Below are 15579 nucleotides of genomic sequence, written 5' to 3'. Positions count from 1 at the left end.
CAAAGGCGCCGCACAAAACGAAGCCGAGCCGATCAACGTGAAGAGCTTGCTGCCTTAAGGAAGAAAGATGGAATTCGCTTTCTATTTCGCGTCCGGTATTGCAGTGGTGTCCACGCTTCGCGTGATCACCAACACCAACCCCGTGCACGCCCTGCTCTACCTGATCATTTCGTTGATCGCCGTGGCCATGACCTTTTTCGCTCTCGGCGCACCGTTCGCCGGTGTGCTGGAAGTGATCGCCTACGCCGGCGCCATCATGGTGCTGTTCGTGTTTGTGGTGATGATGCTTAACCTGGGGCCAGCTTCGGTCGCCCAGGAACGCGTCTGGCTCAAGCCCGGCATCTGGCTCGGTCCAGTCATCCTTGCAGCTCTGCTGCTGGGTGAACTGCTGTATGTGCTGTTCGCTCACCAGAGCGGCCAGGCCATCGGCCACACCACCGTAGATGCGAAGGCCGTGGGCATCAGCCTGTTCGGCCCGTACCTGCTGGTGGTCGAACTGGCTTCGATGCTGCTGCTCGCTGCAGCCATCACCGCCTTCCACTTGGGCCGCAACGAAGCCAAGGAGCAATGACGATGCCTGCTATCCCTTTGGAGCATGGTCTGGCGGTCGCCGGCATCCTGTTCTGCCTTGGCCTGGTCGGCCTGATGGTTCGCCGTAACATTTTGTTCGTGTTGATGAGCCTGGAAATCATGATGAACGCCGCGGCACTGGCATTTATTGTGGCGGGTGCACGTTGGGGCCAGCCGGATGGACAAGTCATGTTCATCCTGGTGATCAGCCTGGCAGCCGCCGAGGCCAGTATTGGCCTGGCGATCCTGCTGCAACTGTATCGTCGCTTTCACACGCTTGATATCGACGCTGCCAGTGAGATGCGCGGATGAACATGATCTTTCTGACTTTCGTATTTCCCCTGATCGGTTTCCTGCTGCTGTCGTTCTCTCGCGGCCGCTTCTCGGAAAACCTCTCGGCGCTGATCGGCGTCGGCTCGATTGGCCTGTCGGCGATTGTCGCCGCCTACGTCATCTGGCAATTCAACGTGGCGCCACCGGAAGGCGGTCACTACACCCTGGTGCTGTGGCAGTGGATGTCGGTGGAGGGCTTCAAGCCCAACTTCGCCCTCTACGTCGACGGCCTGTCGATCACCATGCTTGGCGTGGTCGTCGGTGTGGGCTTCCTGATCCACCTGTTCGCGTCCTGGTACATGCGCGGTGAGGCCGGTTACTCGCGCTTCTTCGCCTACACCAACCTGTTTATCGCGAGCATGCTGTTTCTGGTGCTCGGCGATAACCTGTTGTTCCTGTACTTCGGCTGGGAAGGCGTGGGCCTGTGCTCCTACCTGTTGATCGGTTTCTACTACAGCAACCGCAACAACGGTAACGCGGCACTCAAGGCCTTTATCGTCACCCGCATCGGCGACGTGTTCATGGCCATCGGCCTGTTCATCCTGTTCCAACAGGTGGGCACGCTGAACATCCAGGAACTGCTGGTGCTGGCACCGCAGAAATTCCAGGTCGGCGACTTCTGGATCACCCTGGCCACGCTGATGCTGCTGGGCGGCGCTGTTGGTAAATCGGCGCAACTGCCACTGCAAACCTGGCTGGCGGATGCGATGGCCGGCCCTACCCCGGTTTCCGCACTGATTCACGCGGCAACCATGGTAACCGCCGGTGTCTACCTGATCGCACGGACCCACGGCCTGTTCACCCTGGCTCCGGACATCCTGCACCTTGTAGGCATCGTCGGTGGCGTGACCCTGGTGCTGGCCGGCTTTGCCGCGCTGGTGCAGACCGACATCAAGCGTATCCTCGCCTACTCGACCATGAGCCAGATCGGCTACATGTTCCTGGCCCTGGGCGTTGGCGCCTGGGACGCGGCGATCTTCCACCTGATGACCCACGCCTTCTTCAAGGCCCTGCTGTTCCTCGCTTCCGGTGCGGTGATCGTTGCCTGCCACCACGAGCAGAACATCTTCAAGATGGGCGGCCTGTGGAAAAAACTGCCGCTGGCCTACGCCAGCTTCATCGTCGGTGGTGCCGCGCTGGCAGCCTTGCCGTTGGTGACCGCAGGTTTCTACTCCAAGGACGAAATCCTCTGGGAAGCTTTTGCCAGCGGTAACCAGAACCTGCTCTACGCAGGGCTGGTGGGCGCGTTCATGACCTCGCTGTACACCTTCCGTTTGATCTTCATCACGTTCCACGGTGAAGCCAAGACCGAAGCGCACGCAGGCCATGGCATCTCGCACTGGTTGCCATTGTCGGTGCTGATCATCCTGTCGACCTTCATTGGCGCCATGATCACTCCACCACTGGCTGGCGTGCTGCCGGAGAGCGTCGGTCAAGCCGGTGGCGCAGACAAGCACAGCCTGGAAATCGCCTCGGGTGCCATTGCCCTGGCCGGGATCCTGCTGGCAGCGCTGCTGTTCCTCGGCAAACGTCGCTTCGTTACGGGTGTTGCCAACAGCGGCATCGGCCGCTTCCTTTCGGCCTGGTGGTTCGCTGCCTGGGGCTTCGACTGGATCTACGACAAACTGTTCGTCAAACCCTACCTTGCCATCAGCCATGTACTGCGCAAAGACCCGCTCGACCAGACCATCGGTTTGATCCCGCGTGCCGCCAAGGCCGGTCACACCGCCTTGAGCCGCAGCGAGACCGGCCAATTGCGCTGGTATGCAGCTTCCATGGCCGTGGGTGCCGTGCTGGTGATCGGCGCCATCGTAGTGGTAGCAGTCTGATATGAACTTTGCGAACTTGCGAAAGGAAACGAGCCCGTCATGATTCTGCCCTGGCTAATCCTGATCCCCTTTATCGGCGGCCTGCTCTGCTGGATGGGTGAACGCTTCGGCGCCACCCTGCCCCGCTGGATTGCGTTGCTGACCATGTCCCTGGAACTCGCACTCGGCCTCTGGCTGTGGGCCCATGGCGACTATTCATTCGCTCCGGCACCGGGTGCCGATCCCACTTTCGCGCTTGAATTCAAGCACGTGTGGATCGAGCGCTTCGGCATCAACGTGCACCTGGCCCTCGACGGCCTGTCGCTGTTGATGATCCTGCTGACCGGCCTGCTGGGTATCCTCTCGGTACTCTGCTCCTGGAAAGAAATTCAGCGTCACGTGGGCTTCTTCCACCTGAACCTGATGTGGATTTTGGGCGGCGTAGTCGGCGTGTTCCTTGCGCTGGACCTGTTCATGTTCTTCTTCTTCTGGGAAATGATGCTGGTGCCGATGTACTTCCTCATCGCGCTCTGGGGTCACAGTTCTTCGGACGGCAAGAAAACCCGGATCTACGCGGCGACCAAGTTCTTCATCTTCACTCAGGCTTCCGGCCTGATCATGTTGGTGGCGATCGTCGGCCTGGTACTGGTCAACTTCAACAGCACCGGCGTGATCACGTTCAACTACGCCGACCTGCTGAAAACCAAGATGTCGCTCACCACTGAGTACATCCTGATGCTCGGTTTCTTCATCGCCTTCGCGGTGAAGCTGCCAGTCGTACCGTTCCACTCCTGGCTGCCGGATGCTCACGCCCAGGCGCCAACAGCGGGTTCGGTCGACTTAGCCGGTATCCTGTTGAAGACCGCTGCGTATGGTTTGTTGCGTTTCGCCCTGCCGCTGTTCCCGAACGCCTCGGCCGAGTTCGCGCCGATCGCCATGACCCTGGGTCTGATCGGGATCTTCTACGGTGCGTTCCTGGCGTTCGCGCAAACCGACATCAAGCGTCTGATCGCCTTCTCGTCCGTTTCCCACATGGGTTTCGTACTGATCGGCATCTACTCCGGCAGCCAGTTGGCGTTGCAAGGCGCCGTGATCCAGATGTTGGCCCACGGTGTTTCGGCTGCGGCCCTGTTTATCCTGAGTGGTCAGTTGTACGAGCGTCTGCACACCCGTGACATGCGTGAAATGGGTGGCGTGTGGTCGCGCATCGCGTACCTGCCAGCCATCAGCCTGTTCTTCGCCGCCGCATCCCTGGGCTTGCCGGGCACCGGTAACTTCATCGGCGAGTTCCTGATCCTGATGGGTGCCTTCGTGCAAACACCGTGGATCAGTGCCATTGCTACCTCCGGCCTGGTGTTTGGTTCGGTTTACTCGCTGATCATGATCCACCGCGCCTACTTCGGCCCGGCCAAGTCCGACACCGTCCTGCAAGGGATGGATGCTCGCGAACTGATCATGGTGCTCGGCCTTGCGGTACTGCTGATCTACATCGGCGTGTACCCGCAACCGTTCCTGGACACTTCTGCCGCGACGATGCATGGCGTGCAGCAGTGGTTCGGCACCGCCTTCTCTCAACTCGCTTCGGCCCGGTAAGAGCGCTATGGAATTCACGATCCAACACTTTATCGCGCTTGCGCCGCTGCTGATTACCAGCCTCACCGTTGTGGCGGTGATGCTGGCAATCGCCTGGCGCCGCAATCACTCACAAACGTTCCTGCTGTCGTGTGCCGGTTTGAACCTGGCCCTGCTGTCGATCATTCCGGCCCTCAAGGTCGCGCCACTGGCGGTTACGCCATTGATGATGATTGATGACTTCGCGCTGCTGTACATCGCGTTGATCCTCGTGGCAACACTGGCCTGCGTCACCCTCGCCCACGCCTACCTCGGCGAAGGCGGTACCGGCTACCCCGGCAACAAGGAAGAGCTGTACCTGCTGATCCTGCTGGCTGCGGCCGGCGGTATCGTGCTGGTCAGCGCACAGCACCTGGCCGGTTTGTTTATCGGCCTGGAACTGCTGTCGATCCCGACCTACGGCCTGGTGGCTTATGCCTTCTTCAACAAGCGCTCGCTGGAAGCCGGCATCAAGTACATGGTGCTGTCGGCTGCCGGTTCCGCGTTCCTGTTGTTTGGTATGGCCCTGCTCTACGCAGAAGCCGGCAGCCTGAGCTTCACCGGTATCGGTCACGCCCTGGCGGCTACCGGCATGCCTGCGCCCATCGCCCAACTGGGCCTGGCCATGATGCTGATCGGCCTGGCGTTCAAGCTGTCTCTGGTGCCGTTCCACCTGTGGACCCCGGACGTGTACGAAGGCGCCCCGGCGCCAGTCGCCGCGTTCCTGGCGACTGCGTCGAAAGTGGCTGTGTTTGCGGTAATGGTGCGTCTGTTCCAGATCTCGCCTGCCGCCAACACCGGCGTGCTGAGCGACGTGCTGACGGTGATCGCGATTGCGTCGATCCTGTTCGGTAACCTGCTGGCCCTGACCCAGAACAACCTCAAGCGTCTGCTGGGTTATTCCTCCATCGCTCACTTCGGCTACCTGCTGATCGCCCTGGTGGCGAGCAAAGGCCTGGCCGTGGAAGCCATGGGCGTGTACCTGGTCACCTACGTCATCACCAGCCTTGGCGCGTTTGGCGTGATCACGCTGATGTCCTCGCCGTTCAAAGGCCGCGACGCCGATGCCCTGTACGAGTACCGCGGCCTGTTCTGGCGCCGTCCGTACCTGACCGCCGTACTCACCGTGATGATGCTGTCCCTGGCAGGTATTCCGCTGACGGCAGGCTTTATCGGCAAGTTCTACATCGTCGCTACCGGTGTTGAAGCCCACGAATGGTGGTTGGTTGCGTCCCTGGTGCTGGGTAGCGCCATTGGCGTGTTCTACTACCTGCGCGTGATGGTGACCCTGTACCTGATCGAGCCAAACCTGCGCCGTGTGGATGCCGAGTTGCACTGGGAACAGAAAGCTGGCGGCGTAATGCTGCTGGCGATCGCCCTGCTCGCGTTCTTCCTGGGTGTGTACCCACAACCGTTGCTCACCCTGGTGCAGCACGCGGTGTTGGGCGTTTGATCGCTTAGCAAAACGTAGTAAACAGAACGGCGCCCTCGGGCGCCGTTTTGCGTTTATACGGTCGCTGCTTTTACCCTCCCCGACTCACGGAAATCTCCTCCTCGGTCTGCCGCCTTATCTGGCATCCACCCGATGAAGGCCGCCATATGGTGTTTGCGTTTTAGGAAAGTTCCCACAACACGGTCACTTGACCTCAGGTGCGTGGGCTCACAAACTATACGCAGGCTACGTACAGAACATGGATGCTCTATTTATTGAACTGCCGGCCTTCGAGCGGCATCGCAAGGACTATCTGAGCGACGAGCTTTTCCACGGTTTTCAGCAGGAGCTGATGAAAAACCCGGAAGCTGGCGACGTGATCGAAGGAACAGGCGGGCTGCGAAAGGTTCGCTTCGTCGATGAACGACGAAACAAAGGCAAGCGCGGTGGCCTGCGGGTCATTTACTACTGGTGGTCAGGCGGCACGCAGTTCTGGTTATTCACCCTGTACGGCAAGCATGAACAGGACGACATGGCGCCACACCACAAAAAAGCGCTTAAACACATGCTGGACAGGGAAATCAAAGCGAGAACACACCATGAAACGTGAAATCTTTTCCGAGCTGGTCGAAGGCTTCGACGCCCTGGCGGACGCACGCCAAGGCAAAATCACCCTGCGGACCCACAAGGTTCATCTCAACAAACTGGAGCCACTCACCGCCGAGGAAGTCGTCGCGGTGCGCCAGCAACTCAACCTCTCGCGGTCGGTGTTCGCCATGTACCTGCGCACCAATACGCGCACCCTGGAGAACTGGGAGCAAGGCCGCGCCAAACCCAATGCCCAGGCCGTCACCTTGATCCGGCTGGTGGCGCGGTTTCCGGAAACCGTTGCGCAACTGGCAGCCTTGAGCTGAAAAACAATGCACGAGTTGTGAGTGGGCTTTCCGGTGGTGAGCTGGGCTTTCTGTGGTGAGCTGGACTTATGCTGGCAGCGGGCTTGTTTTGGCCAGCGGGCTTACTGTGGCGAGCGGGCTTGCCCCGCGTTGGAGTGCGCAGCGCTCCCGCTCTTTTTGGGGCCGCTACGCAGCCCAACGCGGGGCAAGCCCGCTCGCCACAGCGGCCTACCGTGCACAAAAGATTCGAACCACTCTGCATAACCCTGGAAAAAGACTTGCCGAAGCCTCTGACTCAACGTTCCTGGACATTAGCCACTACCAAGGCATCGAGTGTCTGGCGAAGGCACGGATGCGTCCGCAGGCGAATGCCAAACGTAGCTTGCAGCAAGGCCAGCAACTCGTCGGCACTCTCGATGACACGCTTTTCACTCGGCCGGTCCAGGTAGTGAGTCGCGTAGCTGGCACCGTTCAAGGTATGCCGTTTACCGGGCGCCAACAGCGCAGCCTTCAAGTGGCCGACAAAGGGTGAGGCCGGGTGCGTGGACACGTACCAGTTGCCGATTACATAGTCGATGTCTGCCTGGGGCTGCAGGTCGAACACATACAAGCCACGCCATTCCTCGCCCACTTGAGCCCACAAGGTGTAAGTGCCTTCGTTGAAGGTCAGCCGATACGGTTCGTGGGCCGTGGCCTGGGGCGCATGCGTGTCCAGTCGCAACGGGCTGCTCGGCACCATGCCGCCGAAGCCGACATCGCTGACGTACCGCACGCCGTCCAGCGTCACCAGGCTCAGCCGATGGGTACGCCCGGTGCGCGCATCCGGCGGCCCACCCATTACCACCCAACCGGTAAGACCGCGGGCGTCGAAACCCAACGCCTGCAACAGCGCCAGAAACAGGTGATTCAGTTCGAAGCAATAACCACCGCGCCCATCGAACAGCACTTTTTGTTCAAGGCTGGGCAAGTCGATCGGCACCGGCGCATGCAGCAAGGTCGACAGGCTTTCAAACGCGAACGTGCACACATGGCGCAACTGCAATTCCTGCAGGGTTTGCAGGGTCGGCGGTGGCGGCGAGTCGAAGCCCAGGCGTTGCAGGTACAGCTGAGTATGGGTCAGACCAGACATGACGCGATCCTTGGGCGCGTGGCGAGAACGTGACTATGCCGCGCTTGCCGGGGATTTGTCATTTTGAATGAACCTTTTTAAGCGCCAACCTATCCATCTATAACAAGACAGGGAGGCAACATGAGTACCGCAAAAATCTACACCATTAACTATCAGCTGCACGGTCAACCAAAAACATTTGTGGTGCGCGCCGAAGTGATGAATAACGCCGAAGCCTGGCACTGGGCGGCCGTTGACGCCGACATTGCGCACGTCAGCCGTATCGGCCGCGTGGGTCACGAACAAGTGAAGAAAACCACTCGGCCCTGGGCGGAGAAGTTCGGTATTACCGACGTCACCTGGCTTGCACCCAAATAAACAAAGCCCCGCACATAGGCGGGGCTCAGATCATTTCTTTAAGTCGCCCAACGGATCGTAGGGCGGCTTTTTTTCTTTCTCATCTTTATCCTTATCCTTATCCAGCGGCGCGATAGCAGCACCGATGGGGTCGACTTGCGGGTCGGCCACATCCGGTGAATCCGGGTCGAAGCCCAGTTCTTCCTTCACGCTGCCATGCTCGCCTGAACGCGGGCCTTCTGGTGGATTACTCACGGCGATCTCCTCGTTACAACGGGCGGGCTTTGTCGTGCAGGTTTTCCAGGTCTTCCTCGACCCGTTCCACATCATCGTCATGACGCTCTGCCGGGTCATTGGGGCGCAACGCATCATTGTCGCGCTCCTCTTCACCGGGTGTGCGGTCAGGATTCGGGGTGCCGGGCGGCGGCTGCTTGTATTCACTCATGATGGTTCACCTCAATGGGTCTACACAGATTTAGAGAAACCGCCGTGAGCCATCGTTCAACTTGATTGCCCCAAGCATGCGAAGATGCCACCCCGCCCCACGCTGAGACCAGACCCGGATGTTCGAGCTCAAACCCTGTGACCCCGTCACCTTTCGCCAACAGACCCGCCGCAGCACCCTCATCGTCGCCGCACTGTTCGTGGCCCTGGCCATGCTGCTGTCGAGCCTGGCGGTGCTGCTGTTCGGTGAGCCCGGCGGTGACAATTTTCGCTTTAATGTCGGCGGCGTGTTTGCCGGGGTGTTGATCACGCTTGCCCTGGTGCGTGGCCCGTTCTGGACCCAGCCGTGGTTCGCACCGGCGGTGTATGGCTGGCAGCTCAAGCGCAGCCTGATGAGCGTGACCAATGTGATGCACAAGGTCATCGAAGGGGTGCAGGCCAACGACCCGACCGCCATCAAGGTGCTGCGTTTCTATCATTTGGGATTGACGCAAATGCATGCGCTGGATGCCAATTCCAGTGCCCAGGCGCAACTGGTCGGCGAAATCGAGGCGCACCAGGCGAAGATGCAGGCGTTGGGGATCGACACCGAGCAAACCCGGCTCGACCCCGCCTGGCTGGAAAGCCTTAAAAGCGTTTAAGCGAGCACGCCTGCGAGGTTTTCTTGATGGCGCACACGCGACCTGATGTCCATCAGTTGGAAACCTTCGCCCGCCAGCAAAATACGGCGCTGACGGCAATCGCCGCGCCAGCCATACCAAACACCCACGGCGCCGAGGCCACCGGCAGCAACAAACCCGCGAGCAATGGCCCGAGGCCGGCGCCGACGTCCCGCCACACCGAGTTGGAAGCCAGCGCCGACACACGCATCGAACCCGGATTGCGCTCGGCCACCAGCGTGGTCACCAGCGGCAGTTGCAGCGCGCGCAGCACCAGCACCGCAGCGGCGCCGGCGATGACCCAGTAACTGCCAAACGCGGTCAGGGCCAGGGCACTCATAAACGAAAACAGCAGCAGCATCGAGGTGGCGCCAAAATGCTGCGCGGCACGCCCGCCCAAGGGGCTCAGGAGCATTTCAGAGGCGTAGCGCAGGGCCATCAAACCGCCGGCGATCAGCACCGCGTCACCGCCGAGAATCTTTTGCGCCTGAATCGACAAGCCAAAGATAAACAGCCCGTCCAGCGCCACGCCTTCGATAAACGACCAGGTCGCCACACTGTCGGGCCATTTAAAGCGGCCGCCCGGGGCGGTGTGCAAATCATGGCCAGCCGTTGGCAGACCGCGCGCCGCCCACACGCCCAGCAGGCAACAGCCGGCCAGAATCACAAAAATAGGTCGCGGCCCGGCCCATAACGTCAACCAACCACCCAATGGCAGGGCCAACATCGGCCCGAGGGCGATCACGGCCCGAGAGCGCCCTGCCCGCCGCGCCGCCCCTTCAGGCTCGGAGGTTGCCAACACTTGAGTCGAGAGGTTCAACGCGGCGAAACACAGGCCCCAAATCAGTCGCAGCCCGAGCAAGGCCGCGAAGCCCGACAACAGCGAGTTGCCCAGCGCACACACCATGGCGGCACCAGCGGCGATCATGCAGGTCAGCCGGTCGCCGTTGCGCGCATAGAAATTCAGCACATGCCGGTAGCCGAAAATCCGCACCAGACGGTTGGCCGCCAGCAACACACCGGCCTGGGCCAGGGTGATGCCGAAGGCTTGGGATTCCATCGGCAGGAGGAGGTAGAGCAGCACGTCACTGGGCAGGCATAAAGCGAGGGTCAGTGCAGCGCGCCGGGAGCGAACATCAGCGGTGCGTTGGGCCAGGCTGGACATAATTCTGAAACATCCCGAAATACTCAGGTCGCCACGTTAGCTTTCCCAAGCAAGGTTTTACAACGATCAATCACGCCTTTTTGCCGTAGGGCAACAGGCGCAACACACTGGCCACGGCGCCCACCAGCGCGAACCCGCAACCCAGCCACAACGCGTACTCCGGGCCGCTGCCCAGCGACAGGTGGAAACAGAACGCCACCAACGACGCCCCCAGCGTCTGCCCCAACAGGCGCGAAATCGCCACGATGCCGCTGGCCCCGCCACTGCGGGCCAACGGCGCACTGGTCATGATGGCCTTGAGGTTGGGCGACTGGAAAAAACCGAACCCGGCGCCACACAGCGCCATGCGCCAGCCGATATCAAAGGCCGAGGCGTCATTACCCAGGCTCGCCAGCGCGGCCATGCCAATGCTGAGCATCAACAGCCCGATGCCGCACAACATGCCCAGCGACACCCGATCCGCCAGGCGCCCCGCCACCAGCGCCATGACCGCAACGACTGCCGGCCACGGCGTCATCAGAAAACCGGTTTCCACCTGGCTGTGCCCCAGCACTGCCTGCAACAGGAACGGCAACGACACAAACGCCAGCCCTTGAGCACTGAAGGCGCAGATGGCAGTGAGGGAAGACAGCGCAAACACCGGGCGCTTGAACAGGTCTACGGCGAGCATCGGCGCCGGGTGACCGGCCTCGCGGCGCAACAACAGCGCGCCGCAAACCAGCGCTGCGGCGATCAGCCCGAGGGTCAGCGCACCTTGCGCACCATGCACCGCCGTACCCAGGCCCAACACCAGAGCCGCAAACAACCCGGCACACAGCACAGCAGAGAGACGGTCAAAGGCATGCCCGGTTATCGGCAGTACCGGTAACGCACGCACGCCCAGGCCCAGCGCCAACAGCCCCAGCGGCACATTGATCAGGTACAGCCAATGCCAGGTCGCAACCGACAGGATCGCCGACGCGGCGGTCGGCCCGAGCGTAAACGCCAACCCCACCACCAGCGAGTTATAGCCAAGCCCCCGCCCAAGCATTTTCGAGGGGTAGATATGCCGCAGCAACGCCGTGTTGACACTCATCAGTGCCGCCGCGCCAAGCCCTTGGGCGACCCGCGCGGCCGTCAGGGTCAACAGCGACCCGGCCAGCCCGCAGAACAGTGACGAGACAATAAACAGCAGCAACCCGCCGAGGTACACCCGACGGTGCCCCAGCACGTCACTCAAGGAAGCAAACGGCAGCACCGTGGCGATAATCGCCAACTGGTAGGCGTTGACCACCCAGATCACCGAGGCCGAATCGGTGCCGATGCCTTCGGCCAGGGTCGGCAGCGCCGTGTTGACGATGGCCGTGTCCAGCGTGGCCATGCCGATCCCCAAAGACAGGGCGATCACCGCAGGCCAGCGTTTATTGGAGGGCAACCCATCGGCAACAGAAGACATGAACAATCCACGCAGGTAACGAAGGCCACTAGAGTACGGGCAGACGAAATTTTTTTCAGTGGCCTATTGCCTGACTGTCAATATTTTCATGTTCGCCTGAGTGCACACCTCCCCCTCTGGTCATCAGGCCTGCTGTGGTGAACGGGCTTGTTGTGGCGAGCGGGCTTGCCCCGCGTTGGAGTGCGCAGCGCTCCCATTCCAGTCACCTCAGTTTTCCTGACAAATGCCTGGGCCCGCTTCGCAGCCCAACGCGGGGCAAGCCCGCTCGCCACCAAAACCCAACCCAACCCAACTCGACCAACACGACCAACGCAACAACCACAGCATTAACGCCGAACATGTACCCGGTTTGTGTCGCAAACACGACAGAACGTCATGCACGTGCATCAGGCTGGTGCGGGGTTACAGTCCGGTACCCAGCCAACAAAACCACGTCAAATCACCACCGTTTTATTCGGCATCCCGAACGACACAATTGGAAATATTCGCCTTTCCGAACGACGACCCGTTCTGGCCTCCCAAGACCACAAAAATCACCATAAATTTCATGCGGTTGTTATCAAGTTTGTTACATGCCAACTGGCATACATTCTGCTTTATCCATGTTTCTAGTAATAAAATGTTTCAGGTTTGAGACAGTCTCATCCACTGAAAACTGATCCGCGTTACCCCAATAAAAACGACATGCCCCAAAGGAGGGCAGGCTCTTCGACACTTTGATCGACATCAACTTTCCAAGACTGCTGTTGCACATCTGCACCCAAAAGGGCGAATGGCCTGATCGCCAATAACAAGCCCGACTATAAAAAGGACGAATTGATGAGCTCGAGCAAGCACCACGCTGTGTCCTGTATGGACGCAGACCACTCAACCCTGGCCTTGGCCGAGAGCGCTATCGCCTTCGGCCCCTTTTTGTTACTGGCACGCCAGCACGTGTTGCTGCGCAACGGCGAGCCCGTCACCCTGGGGAGCCGCGCCCTGTACCTGCTGATCGCCCTGGTCAGCCGTGCCGGCGAGTTGCTGGAGAAAGCCGAACTGATTGCCTTCGCCTGGCCCAAAGTGGTCGTGGAGGAATGCAACCTGCGGGCGCAGATCGTCGCCCTGCGCAGGGCCCTGGGCGACGATGGCAACTTCAGCTACATCGTCACCGTGCCGGGTAGGGGTTATCGCTTTGTGGCGCCAATCACCGTGCAGGCGGTCGGCGAAGAGAGCGTGCCGCTGCCCATTGCGAAGGTTGAAGAACCGAGCCTTCCGGCCCCTGCCGGCGAAGTGATAGGCCGCGACCCGTTGATCGCCCAACTTGCCGGCCAAGTCATCAGCCAGCGCTTCGTGACCATCACCGGCCCCGGCGGCATCGGCAAGACCACCGTGGCCATGGCCGTGGCGCATCACCTGGCCAATGAGTTCAACCTCGACACCTGCTTCGTTGACATGGCCCCCGCCACAGGCGGGCAATGGGTCGCCCGTATGCTCGCCAGCGCCCTAGGCATTCAGGCCATCAGCGAAGACCCGCTGCACAGCATTGCCGCAACCCTGGCCGAGCGCCGCCTGCTGCTGGTGCTCGACAACTGCGAACACGTGTTGCCTGCCACCGCCGACGCCGTGGAAACCCTGCTGCGCAGCGCACCGCATTGCTGCGTGCTGACCACCAGCCGTGAACCGCTGCGCGCCGACGGCGAACGTGTGCACGACCTGGCGCCGCTGCAAGTGCCGGACGAAGACGCCAGCCTCAGCGCCTGCGAAGCCCTGGCCTGGTCTGGCGTGCGCCTGTTTGTGGAGCGCGTACGCGCCCTCGACCCCGACTTCGTGTTCAACGACGCCGACGTGACGGCGGTCTGCGCCATTTGCCGCAAACTCGACAGTAACGCGCTGGCCATCGAAATCGCCGCCGCGCGCGTGCGCACCTTTGGCATCCAGGACCTGGTCGGCCTGCTCGACGGCAGCTTTCGCCTGCAAATGACTGGCCGACGCACCGCCCTCGCCCGCCATCGCTCCCTCAGTGCCACCCTGGACTGGACCTATGGCATGCTCAGCGGCGACGAGCAGGCGATGCTGCGCCAATTGGCAGTATTCACCGGCTCCTTCACCCTCGACGCGGTCAAGGCCATGACCGCCAGCAGCACCCTCGACCCGCGCAACGCCCTGCCCTTGCTCGAAAGCCTGATGGACAAATCGCTGCTGATCGCCGGTGAATCGCAATTGCTCAAGCGCTATCGCCTGCTGGAAACCACCCGCGCGTATGCACTGGAAAAACTCAACGAGCACGGTGAGGCCAATTCCACCGCGCAGCGTCACGCCCACTACGCCCTTGGCGTATTGCAGGAAGCCGGCGATACCCTCGACGGCCTGTCCCCGGAAACCTGGATCGCCCTCTACGGCCCCGAAAGCAACACCATCCGCTCGGCATTGGAGTGGGCTTATTCGCCCACGGGCAATCTGCCCGTTGCCATTGAACTGACCCTGGGCGGCGTACCGTTGTGGTTGCGCCTGTCACTGGTCAGCGAGTGCCGCACGTGGGTCGATAAAGGCCTGGCGAGCGACGCAGAGACCCCGTTGCCAGTGCGTCAGCGCATGCTCTTGCAGACTGCCCTGGCCAGCGTGCTGATGCTCACCTACGGCACCGGCGGCCCGATGCGCGAAGCCTGGCGCCAGGTGCGCGAAGACGCCTGCGACCTCGGTGACGCCGAGCACAAATTGCGCGCGTTGTGGGGCTTGTGGACCGACCGCTGCGGCTGCAACCAATACACCGAAGCGCTGGAACTGGCTGAGCGTTACCTCGCCCTGAGCAACAGCGGTAACCAGCAATTGCTCGGCAAACGCATGCGCGCCGTGGCCTTGTTCCATATGGGCGACCTGGCCGGCGCCCGGCAGAATATCGATGAAGCCCTCGGCGCACCGTCGGCGCCTCGCTCGCACATCATCGACATGCATTTCGACCAACGCATCGCCGCGCGCTGCCTCAAGGCCAAGGTCCTGCTGCTGGAGGGCGACGTCGACCCAGCGTTGCGCCTGATCGGCAACTGCGTGGATGAAGCCATCTCGCTCGATCATCCGGCGACCCTCTGGTACACCCTGTGCCTGGGCGCCATTCCCCTTGCATTACTGGCCTCGAACCTGCCCAAAGCTCGCCATTACCTGGGGCTGCTGCAAGACAGCACGACTGGCCAGGACCTGCATATATGGCGGCAATTTCGCCTGTGCTTTGAAAGCATTTTGCTGATTCGCCAAGGGTCGCCGGAGGAAGGCGTACCGCAACTGGGTGAGGCGTTGCACCAGTTGCAGGGCCAGGGTGACAGCCAGCTCTACAGCATGCTGCGGTGTGAATATGCGCTGGGTTTGGCGCGCCTTGGCCTGGAGAAACTGGCGCTTGAAGTATTGGAAGACACGCTGCAATTGGCCCTTGGGCGACACGAGCGGTGGTTTGTGCCGCAGATGTTGCGGATCAAGGCGCAGCTGACGTTGCGTCAGGGGCATTATGGGTCGGTGGACAAGGCCAAGGTGTTGTTGCGTCAGGCCTGGGTGGATGCGCAGTTGGCGGGGGCGCACTTTTGGCGGGCGCAGATTGCTACGGATCTGGCGCGGTTGCAGGAGCCCAAGTTGAGGATTGCTTCGCTTCCTCGGTTTCAGCATCGCTGAGGGCATATCCGTTGTTTGGGTAACGGCTGAAATCGGTTCCGCTCTTACAGCGGGCCGCCGTGATGGGCCATCCTTGGCCCAGCACGGCTAACCCGGCGTCCTGCCGGGTTACCCACGGTTTCAAGCCT

At 61.1% G+C, this 15579-nt stretch carries 15 protein-coding genes; 10 read left to right on the top strand and 5 right to left on the bottom strand.

Going from position 1 to position 15579, the window contains the following annotated elements; all coding sequences use genetic code 11:
* Positions 1-67: 67 nt before the first annotated feature.
* The 7 genes from nuoJ to ACP7A2_RS25275 all read left to right on the top strand — a co-directional run bounded on the left by nuoJ (position 68) and on the right by ACP7A2_RS25275 (position 6668).
* Positions 68-571, top strand: coding sequence for an NADH-quinone oxidoreductase subunit J (nuoJ, locus tag ACP7A2_RS25305; protein WP_016974946.1), 504 nt, complete (start codon positions 68-70; stop codon positions 569-571).
* A 2-nt stretch (positions 572-573) separates the two neighbouring features.
* Complete coding sequence (gene nuoK, locus ACP7A2_RS25300) at positions 574-882, top strand: NADH-quinone oxidoreductase subunit NuoK (protein ID WP_003174727.1); 309 nt, start codon at positions 574-576, stop codon at positions 880-882.
* Positions 879-2732, top strand: coding sequence for an NADH-quinone oxidoreductase subunit L (nuoL, locus tag ACP7A2_RS25295; RefSeq protein WP_426136526.1), 1854 nt, complete (start codon positions 879-881; stop codon positions 2730-2732). The genes nuoK and nuoL overlap by 4 nt, the downstream gene beginning before the upstream one ends.
* 39 nt (positions 2733-2771) lie before the next feature.
* Complete coding sequence (gene nuoM / locus ACP7A2_RS25290; protein WP_375066717.1) at positions 2772-4304, top strand: NADH-quinone oxidoreductase subunit M; 1533 nt, start codon at positions 2772-2774, stop codon at positions 4302-4304.
* A 7-nt stretch (positions 4305-4311) separates the two neighbouring features.
* Positions 4312-5775, top strand: coding sequence for an NADH-quinone oxidoreductase subunit NuoN (gene nuoN / locus ACP7A2_RS25285; RefSeq protein WP_348058460.1), 1464 nt, complete (start codon positions 4312-4314; stop codon positions 5773-5775).
* A gap of 238 nt (positions 5776-6013) precedes the next feature.
* Complete coding sequence (locus ACP7A2_RS25280; RefSeq protein WP_426136525.1) at positions 6014-6364, top strand: toxin; 351 nt, start codon at positions 6014-6016, stop codon at positions 6362-6364.
* Complete coding sequence (locus ACP7A2_RS25275) at positions 6354-6668, top strand: helix-turn-helix domain-containing protein (protein WP_426136524.1); 315 nt, start codon at positions 6354-6356, stop codon at positions 6666-6668. The genes ACP7A2_RS25280 and ACP7A2_RS25275 overlap by 11 nt, the downstream gene beginning before the upstream one ends.
* A gap of 274 nt (positions 6669-6942) precedes the next feature.
* On the opposite strand, the gene ACP7A2_RS25270 is transcribed toward ACP7A2_RS25275, so the two are convergent.
* Positions 6943-7776: an arylamine N-acetyltransferase family protein gene (locus tag ACP7A2_RS25270; RefSeq protein WP_426136522.1), complete on the bottom strand. Its 834-nt coding sequence runs from the start codon at positions 7774-7776 to the stop codon at positions 6943-6945.
* 120 nt (positions 7777-7896) lie between these two features.
* On the opposite strand from ACP7A2_RS25270, the gene ACP7A2_RS25265 reads away from it, so the two are divergent.
* Positions 7897-8133, top strand: a complete 237-nt coding sequence (locus tag ACP7A2_RS25265) for a DUF6555 family protein (protein ID WP_426136521.1) — start codon at positions 7897-7899, stop codon at positions 8131-8133.
* A 30-nt stretch (positions 8134-8163) separates the two neighbouring features.
* Here the strand turns inward: ACP7A2_RS25265 and ACP7A2_RS25260 are convergent, their stop codons facing one another.
* Both ACP7A2_RS25260 and ACP7A2_RS25255 read right to left on the bottom strand, forming a co-directional pair.
* Positions 8164-8367: a DUF6021 family protein gene (locus ACP7A2_RS25260; RefSeq protein ID WP_426136520.1), complete on the bottom strand. Its 204-nt coding sequence runs from the start codon at positions 8365-8367 to the stop codon at positions 8164-8166.
* A gap of 13 nt (positions 8368-8380) precedes the next feature.
* A complete protein-coding gene (locus ACP7A2_RS25255) occupies positions 8381-8557 on the bottom strand; it encodes a hypothetical protein (protein ID WP_348058452.1) in 177 nt (58 codons plus the stop codon).
* Positions 8558-8675: 118 nt separating this feature from the next.
* Between ACP7A2_RS25255 and ACP7A2_RS25250 the strand changes: the two genes are divergently transcribed.
* On the top strand, positions 8676-9197 hold the full coding sequence (locus ACP7A2_RS25250; RefSeq protein WP_426136518.1) for a DUF3087 domain-containing protein: 522 nt from the start codon (positions 8676-8678) through the stop codon (positions 9195-9197).
* 52 nt (positions 9198-9249) lie between these two features.
* Here ACP7A2_RS25250 and ACP7A2_RS25245 read toward each other — a convergent pair whose 3' ends face one another.
* On the bottom strand, positions 9250-10380 hold the full coding sequence (locus ACP7A2_RS25245) for an MFS transporter (protein WP_426136517.1): 1131 nt from the start codon (positions 10378-10380) through the stop codon (positions 9250-9252).
* Positions 10381-10450: 70 nt separating this feature from the next.
* On the bottom strand, positions 10451-11815 hold the full coding sequence (locus ACP7A2_RS25240) for an MFS transporter (RefSeq protein WP_426136516.1): 1365 nt from the start codon (positions 11813-11815) through the stop codon (positions 10451-10453).
* Positions 11816-12634: 819 nt separating this feature from the next.
* Here ACP7A2_RS25240 and ACP7A2_RS25235 point away from each other — a divergent pair.
* On the top strand, positions 12635-15451 hold the full coding sequence (locus tag ACP7A2_RS25235) for an ATP-binding protein (RefSeq protein ID WP_426136515.1): 2817 nt from the start codon (positions 12635-12637) through the stop codon (positions 15449-15451).
* Positions 15452-15579 lie beyond the last annotated feature (128 nt).

Origin of the sequence: Pseudomonas sp. PWP3-1b2 (assembly GCF_049896045.1) — a bacterium.
Classification (GTDB): Bacteria; Pseudomonadota; Gammaproteobacteria; order Pseudomonadales; family Pseudomonadaceae; genus Aquipseudomonas; species Aquipseudomonas antarctica_B.
The sequence above is the reverse complement of the archived record's forward strand: the minus strand, read 5'-3'. Positions and strand labels throughout refer to the sequence as shown.

What these genes read in the sequence shown, in the direction of transcription:
- nuoJ (WP_016974946.1), top strand. Translation starts at nt 68, where the DNA reads ATGGAATTCGCTTTCTATTTCGCGTCCGGTATTGCAGTGGTGTCCACG.
- nuoK (WP_003174727.1), top strand. Translation starts at nt 574, where the DNA reads ATGCCTGCTATCCCTTTGGAGCATGGTCTGGCGGTCGCCGGCATCCTG.
- nuoL (WP_426136526.1), top strand. Translation starts at nt 879, where the DNA reads ATGAACATGATCTTTCTGACTTTCGTATTTCCCCTGATCGGTTTCCTG.
- nuoM (WP_375066717.1), top strand. Translation starts at nt 2,772, where the DNA reads ATGATTCTGCCCTGGCTAATCCTGATCCCCTTTATCGGCGGCCTGCTC.
- nuoN (WP_348058460.1), top strand. Translation starts at nt 4,312, where the DNA reads ATGGAATTCACGATCCAACACTTTATCGCGCTTGCGCCGCTGCTGATT.
- ACP7A2_RS25280 (WP_426136525.1), top strand. Translation starts at nt 6,014, where the DNA reads ATGGATGCTCTATTTATTGAACTGCCGGCCTTCGAGCGGCATCGCAAG.
- ACP7A2_RS25275 (WP_426136524.1), top strand. Translation starts at nt 6,354, where the DNA reads ATGAAACGTGAAATCTTTTCCGAGCTGGTCGAAGGCTTCGACGCCCTG.
- ACP7A2_RS25270 (WP_426136522.1), bottom strand. Translation starts at nt 7,776, where the DNA reads ATGTCTGGTCTGACCCATACTCAGCTGTACCTGCAACGCCTGGGCTTC.
- ACP7A2_RS25265 (WP_426136521.1), top strand. Translation starts at nt 7,897, where the DNA reads ATGAGTACCGCAAAAATCTACACCATTAACTATCAGCTGCACGGTCAA.
- ACP7A2_RS25255 (WP_348058452.1), bottom strand. Translation starts at nt 8,557, where the DNA reads ATGAGTGAATACAAGCAGCCGCCGCCCGGCACCCCGAATCCTGACCGC.
- ACP7A2_RS25250 (WP_426136518.1), top strand. Translation starts at nt 8,676, where the DNA reads ATGTTCGAGCTCAAACCCTGTGACCCCGTCACCTTTCGCCAACAGACC.
- ACP7A2_RS25245 (WP_426136517.1), bottom strand. Translation starts at nt 10,380, where the DNA reads ATGTCCAGCCTGGCCCAACGCACCGCTGATGTTCGCTCCCGGCGCGCT.
- ACP7A2_RS25240 (WP_426136516.1), bottom strand. Translation starts at nt 11,815, where the DNA reads ATGTCTTCTGTTGCCGATGGGTTGCCCTCCAATAAACGCTGGCCTGCG.
- ACP7A2_RS25235 (WP_426136515.1), top strand. Translation starts at nt 12,635, where the DNA reads ATGAGCTCGAGCAAGCACCACGCTGTGTCCTGTATGGACGCAGACCAC.